This window comes from Pigmentiphaga sp. NML030171 (genome assembly GCF_002188635.1).
GTDB classification, from domain to species: domain Bacteria; phylum Pseudomonadota; class Gammaproteobacteria; order Burkholderiales; family Burkholderiaceae_B; genus Pigmentiphaga; species Pigmentiphaga daeguensis.
Genome location: NZ_NINX01000034.1, coordinates 59142 through 78520 on the forward strand (window position 1 = coordinate 59142; position 19379 = coordinate 78520).

21 protein-coding genes are annotated in these 19379 nt (G+C 67.8%); 12 read left to right on the forward strand and 9 right to left on the reverse strand.

The genetic code is table 11. The features are described 5' to 3' along the window. Nucleotides 1–8: 8 nt before the first annotated feature. The 5 genes from CDO46_RS14355 to dapA are packed head-to-tail and all read left to right on the forward strand — an operon-like array spanning nucleotide 9 to nucleotide 3535. On the forward strand, nucleotides 9–560 hold the full coding sequence (locus CDO46_RS14355) for a VOC family protein (RefSeq protein ID WP_087839169.1): 552 nt from the start codon (nucleotides 9–11) through the stop codon (nucleotides 558–560). After that, nucleotides 557–1372, forward strand: coding sequence for an ABC transporter permease (locus CDO46_RS14360; protein WP_243724639.1), 816 nt, complete (start codon nucleotides 557–559; stop codon nucleotides 1370–1372). Before CDO46_RS14355 ends, CDO46_RS14360 begins: the two co-directional genes overlap by 4 nt. Nucleotides 1373–1410: 38 nt before the next feature. Further along, nucleotides 1411–1812, forward strand: a complete 402-nt coding sequence (locus CDO46_RS14365) for a VOC family protein (RefSeq protein ID WP_087839170.1) — start codon at nucleotides 1411–1413, stop codon at nucleotides 1810–1812. Between the two features lie 11 nt (nucleotides 1813–1823). Beyond that, a complete protein-coding gene (locus CDO46_RS14370; RefSeq protein WP_087839171.1) occupies nucleotides 1824–2618 on the forward strand; it encodes an ABC transporter ATP-binding protein in 795 nt (264 codons plus the stop codon). Between the two features lie 23 nt (nucleotides 2619–2641). After that, nucleotides 2642–3535 (forward strand): 4-hydroxy-tetrahydrodipicolinate synthase, encoded by an 894-nt coding sequence (gene dapA / locus CDO46_RS14375; protein WP_087839172.1) that lies wholly within the window; start codon nucleotides 2642–2644, stop codon nucleotides 3533–3535. 85 nt (nucleotides 3536–3620) lie between these two features. On the opposite strand, the gene CDO46_RS14380 is transcribed toward dapA, so the two are convergent. The 3 genes from CDO46_RS14380 to CDO46_RS14390 all read right to left on the reverse strand — a co-directional run bounded on the left by CDO46_RS14380 (nucleotide 3621) and on the right by CDO46_RS14390 (nucleotide 6423). Beyond that, nucleotides 3621–4496: an amidohydrolase gene (locus CDO46_RS14380; protein WP_087839173.1), complete on the reverse strand. Its 876-nt coding sequence runs from the start codon at nucleotides 4494–4496 to the stop codon at nucleotides 3621–3623. Nucleotides 4497–4576: 80 nt separating this feature from the next. Further along, nucleotides 4577–5278: a 4-carboxy-4-hydroxy-2-oxoadipate aldolase/oxaloacetate decarboxylase gene (locus tag CDO46_RS14385; RefSeq protein ID WP_087839174.1), complete on the reverse strand. Its 702-nt coding sequence runs from the start codon at nucleotides 5276–5278 to the stop codon at nucleotides 4577–4579. 176 nt (nucleotides 5279–5454) lie between these two features. After that, entirely contained in the window at nucleotides 5455–6423 is a 969-nt protein-coding gene (locus CDO46_RS14390; protein ID WP_087839175.1) for a tripartite tricarboxylate transporter substrate binding protein, read from the reverse strand. 174 nt (nucleotides 6424–6597) lie between these two features. Between CDO46_RS14390 and CDO46_RS14395 the strand changes: the two genes are divergently transcribed. The 5 genes from CDO46_RS14395 (at nucleotide 6598) to CDO46_RS14415 (ending at nucleotide 12210) form a co-directional block, all read left to right on the forward strand. Then, nucleotides 6598–7536 (forward strand): LysR substrate-binding domain-containing protein, encoded by a 939-nt coding sequence (locus tag CDO46_RS14395; protein WP_087839176.1) that lies wholly within the window; start codon nucleotides 6598–6600, stop codon nucleotides 7534–7536. A 96-nt stretch (nucleotides 7537–7632) separates the two neighbouring features. Further along, nucleotides 7633–9147 (forward strand): glucose-6-phosphate dehydrogenase, encoded by a 1515-nt coding sequence (zwf, locus tag CDO46_RS14400; protein WP_243724640.1) that lies wholly within the window; start codon nucleotides 7633–7635, stop codon nucleotides 9145–9147. Between the two features lie 57 nt (nucleotides 9148–9204). Further along, nucleotides 9205–9993, forward strand: a complete 789-nt coding sequence (locus CDO46_RS14405; protein WP_087839178.1) for an endonuclease/exonuclease/phosphatase family protein — start codon at nucleotides 9205–9207, stop codon at nucleotides 9991–9993. After that, nucleotides 9990–11261 (forward strand): cardiolipin synthase ClsB, encoded by a 1272-nt coding sequence (clsB, locus tag CDO46_RS14410; protein WP_087839179.1) that lies wholly within the window; start codon nucleotides 9990–9992, stop codon nucleotides 11259–11261. Before CDO46_RS14405 ends, clsB begins: the two co-directional genes overlap by 4 nt. After that, nucleotides 11236–12210 carry a lysylphosphatidylglycerol synthase domain-containing protein gene (locus CDO46_RS14415; RefSeq protein WP_087839180.1) on the forward strand — a complete coding sequence of 325 codons (975 nt, stop codon included), beginning with the start codon at nucleotides 11236–11238 and terminating at the stop codon, nucleotides 12208–12210. The genes clsB and CDO46_RS14415 overlap by 26 nt, the downstream gene beginning before the upstream one ends. Nucleotides 12211–12222: 12 nt before the next feature. On the opposite strand, the gene CDO46_RS14420 is transcribed toward CDO46_RS14415, so the two are convergent. Both CDO46_RS14420 and CDO46_RS14425 read right to left on the reverse strand, forming a co-directional pair. Further along, nucleotides 12223–12708, reverse strand: a complete 486-nt coding sequence (locus tag CDO46_RS14420) for a MarR family winged helix-turn-helix transcriptional regulator (RefSeq protein ID WP_087839181.1) — start codon at nucleotides 12706–12708, stop codon at nucleotides 12223–12225. A gap of 222 nt (nucleotides 12709–12930) precedes the next feature. Next, entirely contained in the window at nucleotides 12931–14019 is a 1089-nt protein-coding gene (locus CDO46_RS14425; RefSeq protein ID WP_087839182.1) for a porin, read from the reverse strand. Nucleotides 14020–14180: 161 nt separating this feature from the next. On the opposite strand from CDO46_RS14425, the gene opgC reads away from it, so the two are divergent. Then, the gene (gene opgC, locus CDO46_RS14430) at nucleotides 14181–15410 is read left to right on the forward strand and encodes an OpgC domain-containing protein (protein WP_243724641.1); all 1230 of its coding nucleotides are present in this window, start codon (nucleotides 14181–14183) and stop codon (nucleotides 15408–15410) included. 8 nt (nucleotides 15411–15418) lie between these two features. Here the strand turns inward: opgC and CDO46_RS14435 are convergent, their stop codons facing one another. Continuing rightward, a complete protein-coding gene (locus tag CDO46_RS14435) occupies nucleotides 15419–16096 on the reverse strand; it encodes an SGNH/GDSL hydrolase family protein (protein WP_087839184.1) in 678 nt (225 codons plus the stop codon). Between the two features lie 200 nt (nucleotides 16097–16296). On the opposite strand from CDO46_RS14435, the gene CDO46_RS14440 reads away from it, so the two are divergent. Next, nucleotides 16297–16602: a hypothetical protein gene (locus CDO46_RS14440; protein ID WP_087839185.1), complete on the forward strand. Its 306-nt coding sequence runs from the start codon at nucleotides 16297–16299 to the stop codon at nucleotides 16600–16602. A 6-nt stretch (nucleotides 16603–16608) separates the two neighbouring features. Here the strand turns inward: CDO46_RS14440 and CDO46_RS14445 are convergent, their stop codons facing one another. From CDO46_RS14445 to dusA, 3 genes are all read right to left on the reverse strand, one after another. Further along, nucleotides 16609–17475 carry an SDR family oxidoreductase gene (locus CDO46_RS14445; RefSeq protein ID WP_087839186.1) on the reverse strand — a complete coding sequence of 289 codons (867 nt, stop codon included), beginning with the start codon at nucleotides 17473–17475 and terminating at the stop codon, nucleotides 16609–16611. A 61-nt stretch (nucleotides 17476–17536) separates the two neighbouring features. Then, the gene (locus CDO46_RS14450; protein WP_087839187.1) at nucleotides 17537–18175 is read right to left on the reverse strand and encodes an AAA family ATPase; all 639 of its coding nucleotides are present in this window, start codon (nucleotides 18173–18175) and stop codon (nucleotides 17537–17539) included. 117 nt (nucleotides 18176–18292) lie between these two features. Continuing rightward, nucleotides 18293–19306: a tRNA dihydrouridine(20/20a) synthase DusA gene (gene dusA / locus CDO46_RS14455; RefSeq protein WP_087839188.1), complete on the reverse strand. Its 1014-nt coding sequence runs from the start codon at nucleotides 19304–19306 to the stop codon at nucleotides 18293–18295. Nucleotides 19307–19379 lie beyond the last annotated feature (73 nt).

The following is a 19379-nucleotide window of genomic DNA, read 5'->3' on the forward strand; positions in this document are numbered from 1 at the left end:
AGGCAAGCATGGCGACTCGACCCTGCCCCCGCAGGCTGGGGCACGTCGTATTGAACGTGCGCGACCTGGCGGCCTCGGTGCGCTTCTATACCGACATCGTCGGGCTGGAGGTGTCGGACTACATCGAGGACCAGATGGCGTTCCTGCGTTGCGGCCGCGACCACCACGATCTGGCGCTGGCGCAGATCCCCGCCGGCGGTCCCTTGCGCGAAGCCACCTATGCGCCGGGGCGCCCGGGCATGGAACATTTCTCGTACGAGCTCGGCTCCCTGGCCGAGATAGAGGATGCGGCGCGCTACCTGCAGGACCGCGGCGTGGAGATCGTGCGCGGCATAGGCAAGCACGGGCCGGGCGAGAACCTGTTCCTGGTGTTCAAGGATCCCGACGGCAACTACTGCGAGTTCTATGCGGAAATGGTGCAGGTCACGCCCGAGCAGCCGCATACGGCGCGGGTCTGGCGGAACGATCTCGCGGCCTTCGACCAATGGCATTTTTCCCGCTTCGTCGTGCCGGCTCCCGACTGGGGGCCCCGCGGCGGTGGGCAGGAGGGGCAGGCATGAACGCGCACGTACAACCCACCCCGCTGCCCGCGGCCGGACGGCGCGCGCTGCGGCTGCTACCATCCGGCGATGCCTGGCGCCGCGTGATCGATCCCGCCGTGCTCTGCTTGATGCTGGCGCTGCTGTGGGAGCGGGCCGTCGACATGTTCGGCATCAAGCCCTACCTGTTGCCGCCGCTGTCCAAGGTGCTGGAAAGCCTGTGGGCCAATCGCGCCGCGCTGGTCCTGCAATCCTGGGTCACGACCCAGGAAGTGCTGGCCGGCTTCGCGATGGCGGTCATCGGCGGCATCGCGCTGGGGCTGGCCATCCATGCGATGCCGCTGCTGCGGCGGGCGCTGTATCCGCTGGTCGTGGTGTTCCAGGGGCTGCCCAAGATCGCGTTGGCGCCGCTGATGGTGATCTGGTTCGGCTACGGGTCGGCGTCCAAGATCCTGATGGCCTTCCTGTTCGCCTTCTTCCCGGTCGTGATCGCGACCATGGGGGGACTGGCCGGCACGCCCGCCCACCTGATCGAGCACTTCAAGGCCATACGCGCGCCGGCCTGGACCACGTTCCGCCGCCTGTACGTGCCGGCGGCGCTGCCCTCCATCATGGACGGGTGCCGCTCGGCCATGCCGCTGGCGGTCATCGGCGCCATCGTGGGCGAGTTCGTGGGCTCGGACAGCGGCCTGGGCCACCTGATACTCGAGGCCAACGCCAATGGCCGCACCGACTATCTGTTCGCCGCGCTCATCGTCGTCTCGGCCGTGGCCGGCCTGCTGTATCTCTTGGTCGAACTGGCGGCCAAGCGCATCTGGTGGCGAGGCTTCTGAGCCTCGCGTCCATCTCACATCTTTCAGGAGCATTTCGCATGGCCAAGCTACGTCACATCGCCCTTGCCGTTCCCGATCCCGAGAAGGCCGCCAAGTTCTACAGCGAGGTATTCGGGCTGGAGATCGTCGAACCCACGCATTCGCCGCTGGCCGATGGCGTGTACCTGTCGGACGGCACGATCTGCCTCGCGCTGCTCAACTACAAGACCGACGATGCCGCCGGCCGTGACCGGGGCAAGGATTGGGTGGGCACCCATCACTTCGGCTTCTGGGTCGACGACCTGGACGAGCAGCGGCGCCGCATCGAAGAGCGTGGCGGCACCTTCTTCATGGACCTGCCGCACGACAAGAAGAGCCTGTACTACGAGATGAAGTTCCGCGACCTGGACGGCGTCGTGTTCGACATCTCGGAAGGGGGCTGGGTCGGGGCGCGCAAGTGAGAGCCGCGGCCATGACGGGCGGGGATGCGGGAGCGGTGCGGATCGAGACCGCCGTCCAGGTCGAGCGGACCGCCAAGACCTTTCGTTCGCGCAACGCCGTGCGGGCGCTCGACCAGGTCGATTTCTCCATCGCGCGCGGGGAGTTCGTGTCCATCCTGGGGCCGAGCGGCTGCGGCAAGAGCACGCTGCTGCGCATCGTCGCGGGCCTGATCCAGCCCGACGCGGGAGGCGAGATCCGGGTGTTCGGGCATTCCCAGACGCGCATGTCCAGCGACGTGGGCGTGGTGTTCCAGACCCACAACATGCTGCCGTGGGAAACGGTGGAGGCCAACATCCGGCTGGCGGCCGAGGTGGCGGGCGTGGCGCCCGCCGAGATCGACCGCCGCGTGGAGCAGATCCTGCCGGTGCTCAAGCTGGAGCGGTTCCGCCGCAACCATCCGCACGAACTGTCGGGCGGCATGCGCCAGCGCGCGGCGCTGGGGCAGATCCTGATCACGCATCCCAAGGTGCTGCTGCTGGATGAACCCTTCGGCGCGCTGGACGCGCTCACGCGCGATCAGTTGAACGTCGAGCTGCTGCGGCTCTGGCAGGAGATGCGGCAGACGGTGCTGCTGATCACGCACAGCATCGCGGAGGCCGTCTTCCTGTCCGACCGGGTGCTGGTCATGAGCGAGAGTCCGGGGCGCATCGTCGAGGACATGCGGATAGACCTGCCGCGTCCGCGCGACCCGCGCACCACCAAGGAACAAGCCGCCTTCGGGCAATACGTCGGCCGCCTGGGCCGGCTCATGGGCGTCGGCGACTGACATCGTCCTATACGGGAGTACACATGCAGATTTCGAAATTCCACGGCGTCGTGCCGGCCATGGCCACGCCCTTCACCCGCGACCACCGCCTGGACGAGGCGAGGGTGGGCGAACTGATCGACGGGTATATCCGGGCCGGGGTGCATGGCATCTCGGTGGCCGGCAGCCAGGGCGAGTTCTTCGCGCTGGACACCGACGAGCACATCCGGCTGCTGGAGCTGTCGATGCAGGCCATCGACGGCCGCGTGCCGCTGTATGCCGGCACGGGCGGCGCGACCACGCGCAAGTCCATCGAACTGACCAAGGCCGCCGAAGCCCTGGGCGTGGACCTGGCGCTGGTCATCACGCCGTATTTCGCGCAGCCGTCGCAGGACGAGCTGGTCGAGCACTACACCGCTGTCGCGCGCGCCACCCGGCTGCCGGTCATGCTGTACAACAATCCGCCGCGCACCAGCGTGAACGTGCTGCCGGCGACGCTGGCGCGCTGCATGCGCGCCGCGGAGAACATCGTGGGCATGAAGGACTCCAGCGGCGACCTGACGCAGTCGGTGGAGTACCTGTTGACCGCGCCGCGCCCCGCGCTGCTGTTCTCCGGGCGCGATACCGTGGCGCTGGCCATGATGTTCCATGGCGGGCAGGGCACGATCTCGCCGGCGGCCAACGTCTTTCCCGAGCTGATGGTGCGCATGTACGACGCGCTGCGGGCCGGCAACCAAGACGAGGCGGTGCGCATCTCCAACGTGTTCGCGCCGCTGCGCGCCGCCTGGGCCTGGGGATCGTTTCCGGTGGTGATCAAGGAGGCCATGGCGCTGGCCGGCCGCGATGCCGGTCCGGCGCGTCCGCCCATCGCCGGCCTGAGCGAGAAGGTCCGCGCGGACCTGGCCGCGGTGGTGGAACGGATCGGGGCGGCGGCCTAGGCGGCCGCCCAAATGAATGGCCCCGGGGCGCGAAGTCCGCACGTCCGGGGCCGGGGGTAAAGCGTCGTCAGCCAGTGCGCGGCGGTCAGGCCAGCGGCTTGAAGCGGTAGAGTTTCTCGGGATTCTCGACCAGCAGCTTGCGGCGCAGGGCGGGATCCGGGCAGAAGTCCAGCATCAAGTCGACCAGCTCGCCGTCGTTGGGCATGTCCTTCGAGATGTTCGGGTGCGGCCAGTCGGTGCCCCACAGCACGCGGTCCGGCGCGGCTTCGATCAGCCGGGCGGCGAAGGGCGCGGCATCGGCGAAGGGGCGCTTGCCCACGGACACGCGCTCGCCTCCGCAGACCTTGACCCAGGCCAGCGGGTTCTTCATCAGTTCCAGCAGCGCGCGGAAGGGCTCCTGGTCCAGGCCCTTGGCGGCCTGCACGCGGCCCATGTGGTCGATCACGAAGGGCACGTTGATGCGGTTGATGCGATCGCTGTAGGTCAGGATGTCCTGAGCGTCCAGGTGCAGCACGACGTGCCAGCCCAGGCCGTCCAGGCGCTCGATGGTCTTGTCGAAGATTTCCAGGTCGGGCGCGCCGCCCAGGTGCTGCACGAAATTGAAGCGCACCGCGCGCACGCCGCCGGCGTCCATGTCGGCCAGTTGTTCGTCGGTCTCGGAGCCGTTGACGATGGCCACGCCCAGGTAGCGGCCTTCGCTGCGGGCGATGGCGTCGAGCATGGCGCTGTTGTCGTCGCCGTGGCAGCTGGCCTGAACGATCACCGCGCGGTCCAGGCCCAGGAAGTCATGCAACTGGCGCAGGCGCTCGAAGGGCGCGTCGGGCGGCGTGTAGCTGCGGTCGGGCGCGTACGGGAACTTGTCGGCGGGGCCGAAGACGTGGCAGTGGGCATCGCACGCGCCGGCCGGCAGGGCCTCGCGCGGTTTGACGGGATTCGGATCGGGTGCGGCGCAGGTTTTCATGGTTCAGCTTCAGGTTCGGGGACTGCCGCGGCAGGCCGCGGCGAGGTCCGTTGGAGACGGGTCTCCCCCAAGGGGCGGTCTCAGCCGTTCAGTTCGTCCAGCGAGTCGACATAGCGCAGGCCGGCCTCGGCCAGCCTGGGTCGCATGTTGTAGATGTCCAGGCCGAGCTCGCCGGCGGCCAGGCGGGCGCGCTTGCCTTCCTCTTCCTGCACGCGCTTGTCGGCCTTCTGGATGACGGTGGCGACCTGGGCGTTGGGCACGATGGCCACGCCGTCGTCGTCGGCCACGATGGCATCGCCGGGATGGACCAGCGCGCCGCCGCAGACAATGGGCACGTTGACCGAGCCGATGGTGGCCTTGACGGTGCCGCGGGCATTGATGGCCTTGGACCAGACGGGGAAGCCCATCGCGGTCAGGGTGGCCACGTCGCGCACGCCGGCGTCGATCACCAGGCCGCGCACGCCGCGCGCCTTGAGCGAGGTGGCGAGCAGGTCGCCGAACATGCCGTCGGCGTTCTCGGTGGTGCAGGCCACGACCAGGATGTCGCCCGGCGAGCACTGCTCGACCGCGACGTGCAGCATCCAGTTGTCGCCCGGTTGCGCCAGCACCGTCACCGCCGGCCCGGCAATCGACGCGCCCGCGTAGATCGGACGCATATAAGGCCGCATCAGGCCGACGCTGCGCCCCTGGGCCTCATGCACCGTGGCCACGCCCTGCGCAGCCAGCTTCTCCGCCGCGCCCTCGGGCAGCGCCGGCTTCTTTCGTACGACTACACCCAGCATTCTTTTCTCCAACCGTTAAGCAACACGTCGCATCGTGTCCACCACTACCAGCCAGCCCTGCCAACAAAACGCCAGTCATCGCCAGCCCATTGGTACCCCAGGAAACCGCGGATCCGGCTCCGCCGGTCCGCCAGTTTCGCCCCCTGGGGGGCGCGCGTAAGCGCGTAGGGGGGGGACTACTGCTTTTCTATTTTTGCCGTATCGATCACCTTGCTCCACTTCGCGATCTCGGCCACCAGGAAGTCCTGGAATTCCTTGGGCGTGTTCGTCTGCGGAATCATGCCGACCTCGACCAGCTTCTTGTTGATGGCCGGATCCTTGACCACTTCGCGCACGGCGGCGTTCAGCTTGTCGACGATGGCGGGCGGCGTGCCGGCGGGCGCGGCGAAGCCGTTCCACGATACGGCCGTGTAGCCCGGCACGGTTTCGGCGATGGTCGGGGTGTCGGGGAACAACTGGCCGCGCTTGACCGAGCCCACGCCCAGCACGCGCAGGCTGCCGCCCTTGATGTTGCCGATGACGGCAGGCACCGTCTCGAACATGACCTGCACGCTCTTGCCCTTGACGGCGCTCAGGACCTCGCCGCTGGACTTGAACGGAATGGTGGGGACATCCAGGCCGGCCATGGAGCGGAACATCTCGGCCGACAGGTGCTGGGTGCTGCCGACGCCGATGGTGCCCAGGTTGAAGTGCTGCGGGTCCTTCTTGGCCGCGGCGATGGCGTCGGCGACGGTGTGCAGCGGGCTGCTCTGGTCCACGGCCATGACGATGTCGAACGAGCCGACCATGGAGACCATGGCGAGCTGCTTGACCGGATCGTAGGGCAGCGACTTGAACAGCGACGGGCTGACGGCTTGCTGGTTGCTGACCAGGAAGAGCGTGTGTCCGTCGGGCGTCGCGCGCGTCACGGTGACGGCGCCGGTGATGCCGCCGGCGCTGGGCATGTTCTCGACCACGACCGGCTTGCCGAACTTCTCGGCCAGGCCCTGGGCGACGATGCGGGCGGTGACGTCGGCCACGCCGCCGGGCCCGAAGGGCACGATCAGGCGCAGCGGCTTGGTGGGGAATTCCTGGGCCTGGGCGCCGGCGGCGACCAGGGTGGCGGTGGCGCCGAGACACAGGCGCGCGAGCAGGGTACGGATCATTGTCGTCCTCAAATCGTTGGAGGGGGTGGCGACGGGTCGCCTGCCCGCCTTCTGGTCATGGATGGCGCCACGGACGCCATCCAGTCAGCTTGCCATTTTGACCCGGAAATCCCCATTGGAAACCACAAATCAGAACTAGCTGTTATGCTTAAAAAACATGAATCGGGGCTTTCCATGGACTTGAAACAACTCGAGTGCTTCGTCCGGGTCGTCGAGTTCGGCAGCGTCACCCGGGCCGCGATCACCCTCAATCTATCGCAACCCGTGGTCAGCCGCCACGTCCGGCAGCTCGAGGTCGAACTCAAGGAGCACCTGCTCGAACGCAATGGCCGGGGCGTCATACCCACCGACGCCGGCAAGCGGCTGCTGGAGCGGGGCCGCGGCATCCTGCACCAGGTGCGCCTGGCCAGGCAGGAGATCGAGGACCTGCGCGGCTCGCCGGCCGGCAAGGTCGTGGTCGGCATGCCCCCCAGCGTCGGCAAGTCGCTGACGGTGGACCTGGTCAGCGATTTCCGTGCCGAGTTCCCGCGGGCCTCGCTGGGCGTGGTCGAGGCCCTGACGGTGTCCATGTACGAGTGGCTGCTGCTGGGCCGCCTGGATTTCGCGCTGTTGTACAACCCGCCCGTCACGCAGCAGGCGGCCTACGAGCATGTGTGGTCCGAGGACCTCTATCTGATCGGCAGCCGGGGGCTGGACGGCAAACCCATGCCGGCCAGCGTCAAGATGCGCGAGCTGGCGAATTATCCGTTGATCACGCCGGGGCAGCCCAACGCCATCCGCAATCTGCTGGACGTGCAGTGCGCGCGCCTGGGCGTGCCCTTGTCGGTCTCGCTGGAGGTGGATGCGATCGAATCCCTGCTGGACCTGGTGGACCGGGGCATGGGCTACGCGGTCCTGTCGCGCAACGCCATCTACGGCCGCGCCCATCGTCCGAACCTGCACGCGTCCCGCATCGTCTCGCCGTCGCTGACCAGCCAGCTGGTGATCGCGACGGTGTCGCAGCGGCCGCTGACGCGCCTGGCCCAGGCCACCATCGACCTGATCCGCAAGCGCATCCAGGGCGGCATCCTGGCGGGCGACGGGCAGCGCGACGCGGCCCGGGGCAGGGCGTGACCAGATGTGAGCGCGCGGCCCGGCCGTGTTGCGACGCCGCATCGCCGCCGCCATAATCGGGCCATGTCCTGGAGGCGGCAAGCGATGGATTCCCCGATGAACAGGCAGGCGCCGATGGCGTTGCAGCCTGCCCCGCGTTGTACCCTGGTCATCTTCGGCGCGACCGGCGACATGACCGGCCGCCTGCTGGTGCCGGCGCTGTACAACCTGGCGCGCTTCAACCTGCTGAATTCCGATTTCCGCGTGATCGGCGTCGGCCACCGCAAGCTGGACGACGACGAGTTCCGGCGCGGATTGAAGCATTCCATGGACCAGGTCGTCGCCTCGCGGGGCGGGCAGGCCTCGGCCAGCTTCGACGTCCAGGCCTGGGACTGGCTGATGGGCCGCACGTCCTTCCTGATGGGCGATTTCGAGGGCGAGCAGACCTACGCCCAGCTCGCCACGATGCTGGCGCCCGAGCCGGGCGGCGTCATCTTCTATTTCGCCACCGCGCCCACGTTCTTCCAGTCCATCGCGCGCCACCTGCACGATGCCGGACTGTTGAAGCAGGGACACGGCCGCTGGCGCCGCGTGGTGATCGAGAAGCCGTTCGGCCGCGACCTGCCCTCGGCGCGCGAGCTGAACAAGCAGCTGACGCGGGTCGTGCACGAGAACCAGATCTTCCGCATCGACCATTTCCTGGGCAAGGAGACGGTGCAGAACATCCTGGTTTCCCGCTTCGCCAACAGCGTGTTCGAAAGCAACTGGAACCGGCTGTACATCGATCATGTCCAGATCACGGCGGCCGAGGCGATAGGCGTGGAGCGGCGGTCGCAGTTCTACGAGCAGACCGGAGCACTGCGCGACATGGTGCCCAACCACCTGTTCCAGCTGCTGGCCATGGTGGCGATGGAGCCGCCCAACTCCTTCGATGCCGACGCCGTGCGCACCGAGAAGGAAAAGCTGCTGGACGCCATCCGTATCCAGACGCCGGCCGAGGCGCTGCAGAACAGCGTGCGCGGACAGTACCGCGCGGGCCTGGTGGGCGGCCAGCCCATGCGCGGCTATCGCGAGGAAGAGGGCGTCGCTCCGGATAGCCGGACCGAGACCTACGTGGCCCTCAAACTGGGTATCGACAACTGGCGCTGGGGAGGCGTGCCGTTCTACCTGCGCACCGGCAAGGCGCTGGCGCGGCGCCAGACGCAGATCGTCATTGCCTTCAAGGATGCCGGCCATGCGCTGTTCCGCCAGAACGCGCAGGAAAAGCCGCCCTCCAACTCCCTGGTGCTGCAGATCCAGCCCGACGAAGGGCTGTTCTTCCACATGAAGGCCAAGGTGCCGGGATCGAAGATACGCATCGCGCCCGTCAGCATGGATTTCCGCTACGCGGATCATTTCATGACGGGGCACAGCTCGGGCTACGAGACCCTGATCTACGACTGCATGGTGGGCGACGCGACCCTGTTCCAGCGCGCCGCCGACATCGAACTGGGCTGGGAGGCGGTCATGCCGTTCCTGCAGGCCTGGGAGGACGGCGGCGAGATCCATCCCTACCGCGCCGGCAGCCAGGGGCCCGTGCAGGCCGACGTGCTGCTGGCCCGCGACGGGCGGCAATGGCTGTCGCTGGACTAGGGTCCGCTAAAAAGAGGCTCGCACGGGGCGGGAACGCTTCTTGCGGCAGCGGGCCGCATGAACACCGAGATCGATGGCAAGAGGCAAGGCGGCCCGGACGGGCTGACGTTCCGCGTCCTGACCGTGAATGTCCACAAGGGATTCAATTTTTTCAATCGCCGCTTCATCCTGCATGACCTGCGGGAGGCGGTGCGCAGCGTGTCGGCCGACATGGTGTTCCTGCAGGAAGTGCTGGGCACGCATGCCCGCCATTCGCTGCGGTTCGCCGATTGGCCCGCGACCCCCCAGTACGAATTCCTGGCGGACACCATCTGGACGGACTTCGCCTATGGACGCAACGCCGTTTATCCGGACGGCCACCATGGCAACGCGGTGCTGTCCAAGTTTCCCATCGTCCACTACGAGAACCGCGACGTTTCCATCAGCGGGCCGGAGCGGCGCGGCCTCTTGCATTGCGTGGTCCGGGCGCCCGGCACGACAGCAGACATCCACGCGATATGCGTCCATCTCGGGTTGCAGGAGCGCCATCGCGTGCGCCAGTTGCAACTGCTGTGCCACCTGGTGGAGAAGGAGATTCCCGCCGACGCGCCGCTGGTGGTGGCCGGCGATTTCAATGACTGGCGCCGCCGCGCAGGCAGGGTGCTGAACGGCTGCGCAGGTTTGCGCGAGGTGCACGCCCACGCGAGCGGGCGGCTGGTGCCCACCTTTCCCGCGTGGTATCCGGTGCTGCCGCTCGATCGGATCTACGTGCGCGGCGCGCGCGACCACTGGCCCATGCCCCTGGGGCGCCGGCCCTGGACGTCGCTGTCGGACCACGCGCCACTGGCGGCGGAGATCGTGCTATGAGCGGGCCGGCCCGTGGCAGCGGCGGCCGCCAGCGCGGCCCGCGCCGGCCCCCCGCCAGCACGCAATGGATGCCGGGCAACGCGGTGTCGCTGCTGGAGAACGGCGAAGCCTTCTTTCCCCGCGTGTTCGAGGTCATCCGAGGGGCCCGCCGCGAGGTGCTGCTCGAGACCTTCATCCTGTTCGAGGACAAGGTCGGACTGGCGCTGCGCGAGGTGCTGCTGGATGCCGCCAGGCGCGGCGTCTTCGTATCCGTGCTGGTGGACGGCTACGGTTCGGTGGACCTGTCGGAGGCGTTCCTGGCGGACCTGATCGCAGCCGGCGTGCATTTCCGCGTGTTCGACCCGCGTCCCAAGCTGCTGGGCATGCGCACCAATGTCTTCCGGCGCATGCATCGCAAGCTGCTGATCGTCGACGGCGAGACGGCCTTCGTCGGCGGCATCAATTTCTCGGCCGATCATCTGGCGGATTTCGGCCCGAGCGCCAAACAGGACTATGCCATCGAGGTGCGTGGCCCCATCGTCGCGCGCCTGCGCAGCTTCGTGCGCACGGGAGAGGTCAGGCGCGGCCACCCGGACGCCCGGCCGGGCACGGATGCCGAACGCGCCGGCGACGCGGAATGCCTGTTCGTGGTGCGCGACAACGATGCGCACCGGACGGACATCGAGCAGCACTACCGCATCGCCATCCGTGCGGCCCGCCGCGACCTGACGATCGCCAACGCGTATTTCTTTCCCGGCTACCGCCTGCTGCGCGACCTGCGCCATGCCGCGCGCCGCGGCGTGCGCGTGCGGTTGATCCTGCAAGGAGAGCCCGACATGCCCATCGTCAAGGTGGGCGCGCGCATGCTGCACGACTACCTGCTGGATGCCGGCGTGAAGATCTATGAGTATTGCGAGCGGCCGCTGCATGGCAAGGTGGCCGTGGCCGATGACGACTGGTCCACCGTGGGGTCGAGCAATCTCGATCCGCTGAGCCTGTCGTTGAACCTCGAAGCCAATCTCGTCATCCGCGACCAGCGGTTCAACCAGGTGTTGCGCGAGCGGCTGGATACGCTGGTCAGCCGGCATTGCCGCGAAGTGAAGGCCGTTGCGTCGCACCGGCGGCCGATATGGCGGGCGGCGGCGTCGTTCCTGGCCTTCCATTTCCTGCGGCGCTTTCCCGCCTGGGCGGGTTGGCTGCCCGCGCACACCCCCAAACTGGAGAAGGTCGAGGCGCCCCCGCGGGGCCAGGCCGAGCCACCCGATGCCCACTCTCGCCAAACCGGATAGAAGCTGCACACCGTCCCGCACCCGAAGCCGCCGCCGCTCGTGGTGGTGGTGGGGCCGGCACGCGCTCACGCTGCTCTTCATCGCCGTGGTGGTGCTGCTGCTGGCCGAACAGGTCACCAAGATCGACTGGAGCAAGGTGCTGCAAGCGCTCAAGGCCTACACGGGGTGGACCCTGGCCGCGGCGGCTGGCCTGACCATGGTCAGCCATCTCCTGTTCGGCGGTTTCGACCAGCTCGGCAGGCGCTACGTGGGCAGCCCGTTGCGTCCGGCCCAGGTCGCGGTGGTGGCGGGAATCTGCTATGCCTTCACCCTGAACATGGGAGCGCTGATCGGCGGCATCGCCTTTCGCTACCGGCTGTATTCCCGCCTGGGGCTGGCGGCGCCCGACATCACCAAGATCTATGCGCTGAGCGTATTGAGCAACTGGCTGGGCTACCTGATCCTGCTGGGAGCCCTGCTGCTTGCAGGCGCGGTGCATGTGCCGCCGCGCTGGGGGATACCGGCGGGCCTGCTGCCCGTGCTGGGCGTGGCATGCTGGGCGCTGGTGGCCGGGTATGCGGCGATGTGCGCCGGGGTGGGACGCCGCCGTTTCACGCTGAAGGGAGTGCCCATCGAGTGGCCGGGATGGCGGATGGCGCTCGTGCAGGGCGGAATGTCGATCGCCAACTGGCTGATCATGGGATGGATCATCCATCTCTTCATCGGGGGGCGGGTCGACTATCCCACCATCCTGGGCGTGATGTTGCTGAGCGCGGTGGCCGGGGCGCTGACGCATGTGCCGGCGGGACTGGGCGTGCTGGAGGCCGTGTTCCTGACGCTGCTGGCAGGCGCGCTGCCTCCCTACGAGATCCTGGCCGCGCTGCTGGCGTATCGCGCGATCTACTACCTGTGCCCGCTGGTGCCAGCGGTGGCCGCATACGCCGTGCTGGAAGCCCGGGCGCGCCGGTAGCTGCCGCCAGGGCTAGGCGCGCGCGCCGCGCACGATCTTGGCCAGCAGTTCGCCCAGTATCTGCCGTTCCCCTTGGGACAGCGGCGCCAGGACGGTTTCTTCCATGCCGTGCGACAGTCGCTCGGCCTCGAGCGCCAGCCGGCGGCCTTCCGGAGTCAGCACCACGTGATGGGCACGCCGGTCGGTGTCGCTACGCTCGCGCGACAGCAGTCCGCGCTCTTGGAGCCGGTCCAGGACCAGCGCCAGGCGCGGCGCGGACAGCGACAGGCTGCGGCACAGGTTCTGCTGGTTGGCCTTGTCGTTGTGGGCCAGCAGCACCAGGATGGCGAACTCCACGGGTCGCAGGTCCAGGTCCTTCATGTGCGAGAAGAAGGCCTTTTGCAGCTTGACGTGCGCGAGCGAGGTCTGGAAGCCCAGCAGGTGGGAGAGTCGGGATTGGTCCAGGTCGGATTTGGCCGGTCGCGGCGTGGTGGTGGTGCGCGGCGAGGTCTTGGGCATGTGGTGGCGAGTGCGAGTCGATGCGGGGGCGCGGGGGCTTTCCTCGGGGCGGCCCGGCGGCAAGAAATGCCCCCACGCTTGCCGCTACGCGGCGGCGCTGCCCTCCGAGGGGGCGCTTTTTGCTTGGGGGGCGGCCCGGCGGCAAAAAAAAGGGCCGCCGCGAGGGCGGCCCGGTCCAGTGCCACAACATACCACACGGGGCGGCTGCGCGCCGCCCGGACTTCAGAAGCTGTGCCGCATGCCCAGCATGACGCCGGTCTGGTTCAGGCCGTTGGGAAGACCAGCCAAGGCCTGACCGCCGCTGACCGAGAGGTTGGCGTTTTTGTTGTTGTCCATGTAGCCCACCAGGCCGTAGACCGCCGTGCGCTTGGAGAGCGAATAGGTTGCGCGCACCGTGGCCAGCGTGGAGCGGGCGTCGGTGGTCTTGTTCTTCAGGCGGGCCACCTGGCCGTCCAGGGTCCACGCCGACGACAGGGCATACGTGACGCCCAGGTAGTACAGGTTGGCCTCCGAGCGGGTGGCCGCGCGCGTGATGCGGCCGATCCAGCCGCCGCCGATCTTCAGGTCGCCGAAGCGGTAGTAGCCGTTGAGCAGGGTGCGGGTGTCGGACGTGTCGCTGCTGGAGAGGCCGCCGGCGGCGCCGGTGCCGCCGCGCATCTGGTCGTAGGCGGCGGCGATGCCGCCCGGACCCATGTCGTACTTGAGCAGCGCGGTGACCTGGCGGCAGGCCTTGCGGTCGCCGGGAACCTCGCCCGCGCAATTGGTGGCGGCCGGACCGCCGGTGGCCGCGGCATCGCGGCCGAAGCTGTAGGTGGCGCCGACGGTCAGGCCCGAGAACGTGCCGCGATAGCCGATCGCGTTGTCCGACCGCGTGTTGGGGATGTAGTTGTCGAGCGACCCCAGGCCGTACACCGCGGGCCCCATGACGTCGGAGTCGAGCAGGGCGTAGAAGGTCATGTTGGACTGGCGGCCCAGCGTGACCGTGCCCCAGTTGCCCGACAGCCCGACCCACGCCGCGCGGCCGAACAGGCGGCCGCCCTGGCCCGATACCCCGGTATCCACGCCGAAGCCGCTCTCCAGGGTGAAGAGCGCCTTCAGGCCGTTGCCCAGGTCTTCCGTGCCGCGCAGGCCCCAGCGCGAGGGCATGAGCCCGCCGGTGTTGCTCGGCATGCGCCAGGTCGCGTCGCCTTGCGCGTTGGCGTGGTTCACGTATTCGATGCCCGTGTCGAGAATGCCGTACAGCGTGACGTTCTGCGCGTGCGCGCCGGTGGCGGCCAGTCCGAGGGCGCTGGCCAGCAGGATGCGTTTCATGTGTCTCCTTCCCTGTTTCCGGGTTTGATTTGTTTAACAATGATAAATATTAATTTTGTTAAGTAATTAGGGGCTTACCCGTATCGGATTGCAACAAGCACGAATTGTTCGCATTCCATGTTGTCCATGCACACTCGACCCAGATTGCGTCCGCCTCGCCCGTGTCCACCACTTCCAACTTCGCTCCCGCTCCGCCGCCCGTTTCGTCCCGCCGTTGGGAACTGGACGCGCTGCGCGGATTGATGCTGGTCCTGATGACTTCCACGCATCTGCCTACCTGGTTCGCGATACCCGCGGGCCAGCCTTTCGGCTTTGTCTCGGCCGCGGAAGGCTTCGTCTTCCTGTCTGCGTACATGGCCGGGCTGGTGTACACCCAGCGCGCCGTGCGCGACGGCATTCCCGCGATGCGCCGCGCGTTCCTGCGGCGCGCATTGGTCATCTACGCGTGCCAGGCGGCGTGCCTGCTCTTCCTGTTCACGGTCATTGCCGCGCTGGGCATGAAATTCCACCAGCCGGCCGCGAACAACCTCATGTCGTTCTATCTGCATGCGCCGCTGACCGGCCTATGGACCGGACTGTTGATGATCTACAACCCGCCGCTGCTGGATATCCTGCCGGTCTACATCGTCTTCATGCTGGCGAGCCCGTGGATCCTGAGCCATGTCCTGCAAGGGGGATGGAAAACCGTGATGGCGGCCAGCATCGCGCTGTGGGGCGCCGCCCAGTTCGGCCTGTCGCGCGTGCTGTACGACGCGCTGGTGGCGGCGACCGGCCTGCCGGTGCCGTTCCGCGAGACCGGCTCCTTCGAGACCTTCGCCTGGCAACTGCTGTGGGTGCTGGGCCTGTGCCTGGGGGCCTACCATGCGCGGGTGCCGTCCGAGCGCCGCATCGTCTTCCCGTCATGGCTGGTCAAGGCAGCGGTGGGTATCGCGATACTGTTCTTCGTCTGGCGCCACATGACCGGGCTGGAACCTTTTCCCCAGAACGATCCGCTCAACCTGTGGTTCGACAAGTGGCACGTCGGGCCGCTGCGGCTGCTCGACTTCCTGGCGCTGGTCGTGGTGCTGCTGCACTACGGCGGCTGGCTGACCCGTCATCTGCCCCGCCTGCGGCTGCTGGAAACGCTGGGCGCCGCGTCGCTGCCGGTCTTCTGCGCCCATCTGGTCATCGTCCTGGTGGCGCTGGCCGTGGTGGGCGAAAGCCATCCGGGCAGGCCGCCGTGGTTCGATCCGCTGATGTTCGCGCTCAGCATCGCCGCCATGTACGCCGTGGCCCGGCTGGTGCGCATGTTCGGCTCGGGGCCGAGGTCCGGGCAGGGCCGGCGGGCGGCGCCGGCGGCGCGTACGGGCGGCTCAGGGACGACGCTGAGCGTGGAGGCGGGGCAGGGCTAGGGACGCGCCTAGCGCACGTGGCTCGCGATGACCGACGTCCAGAGCGCGTAGCCGGCGTCGTTCAGATGCAAGGCGTCGTCGCGGAACAGCTCGGCCCTGGGCATGCCCTCGGACGTCAGCATGGGGGTGAAGACATCGATGTAGTCGGCGTTGGGCACGCTTTGCGTGTAGGCCTTGATGAGCGCGTTGGTGGCGCGTGCCTGCGGAATCAGCGAGTAGCGCGCCGGGCTCGGCTTGATCGAGATGTAGGCGATCCGGGTATCGGGCAGGGCATGGCGCACGCCTTCGACGAAGACCTTGAAGCTGTCCAGGATCTGGCCGGGCGACCGGCCCTCGGCCAGGTCGTTGTCGCCGGCGTAGACGAGGACGATGCGGGGCTGGTAGGGAACGACCAGCCGCGTCAGGTGGCGGGCGCAGTCGATCATGCGCGAACCGCCGAAGCCGCGCTTGAGGACGGGGAGATCCTTGAACCGGGTTTCCAGATCGTTCCACAGGCGTATGGACGAACTGCCTATGAACAGGATGCCGCCGGGAGCCGGCGCATGCAGGCGGTCGGCCTGATCGAACGCGGCGAAGCTGGCCGCCCACTGCGTATCGGGCACGGCCGGCGCGCTGTCCGCCGGATCGGCCGCGCAGGCGCTGCCCGCCGCGAGCAACAGGGCGAAAACGGCAAGGCGAGACCTCATGGGGCGTGCGGGAACAACGCGGCGACGAAACATCCATCATACCGGCAGCCGCGCGCCTGTGGCCTCGAATTTGTTGCCGATGTGGTGCCAGTCGCCACAAGAATGGCACGAATGTAAACTTTTGATAGCGCGGCGGACCTCTTCGTAAATCCTGCACTCCAATGGTCTAGGATCGAAAGACGGACTCTCGGAGGCCAGCCATGAACCAAGTCGTCGAACACGCCGCCGTTCAATATTTCCTGAAGTCCCGGGTGCACGATCTGCCGGAGGGACAGTTCCGGGGTTATGTCGAGGTGAAGGCCCGCTCCGGCAAGGACATGCTCGACAGCCGGCTCAAATACTGCCCGTTGATACGCGGTACCTGGAACGAGGCCATCGAGGACGCCGAGCGCCTGGCCGAGAGCATGCGCGCCTCGGAGTACCACGACGGGGAGTGCTTCGTCTTTTCCACCCGCGGCGCCAGCAGCTTCGACGCGCTGATGAACATGTTCGCCAGCGCGCGCTGATACGGTCTAGCCGTTGATGATTTCCCCACCGTTGGGGTGCAGCACCTGGCCAGTCATGTAGCTGGCGTCGTCCGACGCGAGGAATACGTAGCAGGGAGCCACTTCCTCCGGCTGGCCGGGCCGCTTCATGGGAACCTTGGACCCGAAGGTCGAGACCTCCTCGGCACTGAACGAGGCGGGGATCAGCGGGGTCCAGATCGGCCCGGGCGCCACCGCGTTGACGCGGATGCCACGCTCGACCACGGCCGACGACAGTGAACGGGTGAAGGCGACGATCGCTCCCTTGGTGGCGGCGTAGTCGATCAGATGCGAACTGCCGCGATAGGCGGTGACGGACGTGGTGTTGATGATGGCACCGCCGGACATCATGTGCGCGAGGGCTTCCCGGGTCAGGTTGAACATGCCGAAGAAATTCGTGCGGAAGGTCCGTTCCAGCTGGGCGCTGTCGATGTCTTCCAAGGCCCTGCGCGGATGTTGTTCGCCGGCATTGTTCACGAGGACGTCGATGCGGCCGAGCTCTTCCATTGCGCGCCGCACGACTTCCCGGCAGTGCGATTCGCTGCCGATGTCCCCCGCCATTCCCACGCAACGGCGTCCGGCCTGGGTCACCAGCCGGCGGGTTTCCTCGGCGTCGGCGGTCTCGTCCAGGTAGGTGAAGAGGATGTCCGCGCCTTCCTTGGCGAAGGCCACCGCCACGGCGCGCCCGATGCCGCTGTCGCCGCCGGTGACGATGGCGCAGCGGCCCTCCAGCTTGCCCGAGGCCCGGTAGTCCGGCCGTGTCGTCCTGGGCTCCGGATGCATGTCTTCCTGCATGCCGGGTTGCCGGGGTTGCTGCTGAGGGGGCAGGGTCTGCGGATTGGATTTGCCTGGCATCGTCGTTCTCCCATGAAAAAGAAACGGGCCGACGAGTCCAGCAACTTGCGTGCCGCGGCTTCTACCGCGGCGCGGCGAAGGCCTCCGGACTTTCGTACTGAATGTCCAGCAGTTCGAACACCTGCATGGCCAGCTCCACGCAGGCATTGGTGAGCTGCCAGGGAAGCGTGGCCGGGATGCGGTCCTGCAGCAACAGCTTGGTTGCCGCGAGGTGGGGGATAGGGTCCAGCAGCCGATGGCCGAAGGCGCCCAGCAGCTCGTCGGTAGCGGCCTGCGCCATGCGATGGGCCGCCGGGTCCGCCGGCCATTGCGAGGGCAGCCCCCAGGCGCGCGGCATCCACTCCAGGTCGCGCAGCACGGTGCGCATGTCTTCGTGAGAGTCGCGGAAGGGCAGCAGGACCAGATCGGCCAGGTTCGCGAGATGGCTGTCGGTGTCCGAACGGTTGCCGCCACCGTCGATGACGCCGAACCAGTCGCCCACGTCGTTCAGCGTGGCGACGACCTTGGCCAGGTTGCCGGCGTCGCGCGCGTCGAAAGGCAGGTAGAGCCGGTTTTCCTTGGACAGGCGTTCACGCTCGAGATCGGTCAGCACGCACACCACGCGCTTGCCCAGCAGCGCCATGCCGTGCGAGATCATGTGCGACAGCGTGGTCTTGCCGGTACCTCCCTTGTTTCCCAGCACGCATACGATCTGGGCCATGACCTCCCCTGGGCGGGCACGGACGCGGGCCGTACCTGTCCAGCAGTATGGACGGGGCACGGCCGCGCCGAAAGCGCGAATAACGGGGGATAGCGGCGGTTGTTCGGCGCCGGATGCTCAGGCGGCGCGGCGTTCGGCCGCGTTGGCCACGACCTGCCAGGCGGCGTCGATCAGGGCGGGATCATTGGCGGCCAGCAGGCGGTTGTCGGAAAGCATCTGGCGCCAGCGGCGGGCCCCGCCCTGCGTGTTGAACAGGCCCAGCATGTGGCGGACCACCGAGCGCAGCGGCACTCCGCCGGCCACCTGCCGGCCGGCGTAGTCCATCATCGCCCGCACCACGGCTTCGTCGCCGGGAATGGGGGTTTCCGGCCACAGCCGGCGGGACAGCTCGGACAGCACGCGAGGCCGGTGATAGGCCTCGCGCCCGAGCATGACGCCGTCCAGCTCGCCGCCGCCTTGGCCGACGTGCGCCAGCGTGTCGCCGGGGTCCGTCAGGCCGCCGTTGAGCACGATCAGGGTCCGCGGGAAGTCGCGCTTGAGCTGGCGCGCCACGTCGTAGCGCAGCGGCGGAATTTCGCGGTTTTCCTTGGGCGACAGGCCCTTGAGCACGGCGTTGCGGGCGTGGACGATGAAGACCTCGCAGCCCGCCTCGTGCACGGTGCCGACGAAGTCGCGCACGAAGCCGTAGGACTCGTCGTAGTCCAGGCCGATGCGGTGCTTGACCGTGACCGGGATATCGACCGCGTCGCGCATGGCCTTGACGCAATCGGCCACCAGCGCCGGCGTGGACATCAGGCAGGCGCCGAACGCGCCTTTCTGCACCCGGTCCGACGGACAGCCGCAGTTCAGGTTGATTTCGTCGTAGCCCCAGTCCTGGCCGGCCCGGGCCGCGCGCGCCAGGGCCTCCGGTTCGTTGCCGCCCAATTGCAGCGCGACCGGATGTTCGCTGTTGTCGAAATCCAGGTGCCGGGCCGCGTCCCCGTAGAGAATCGCGCCGGTGGCGATCATCTCGGTGTACAGGCGGGCATGCGGGGACAGCAGCCGGTGGAAGTAGCGGCAATGGCGGTCGGTCCAGTCGATCATGGGCGCGACACACAGCGCCCAGCCGCCAAGTCGTTGATTTGAAAGCATAATGCCGCAATCATAACCCGCCGTGCGGCTTAACCGATATCATTGCCGTCACGTCCAGACCCGGAGATCTCTT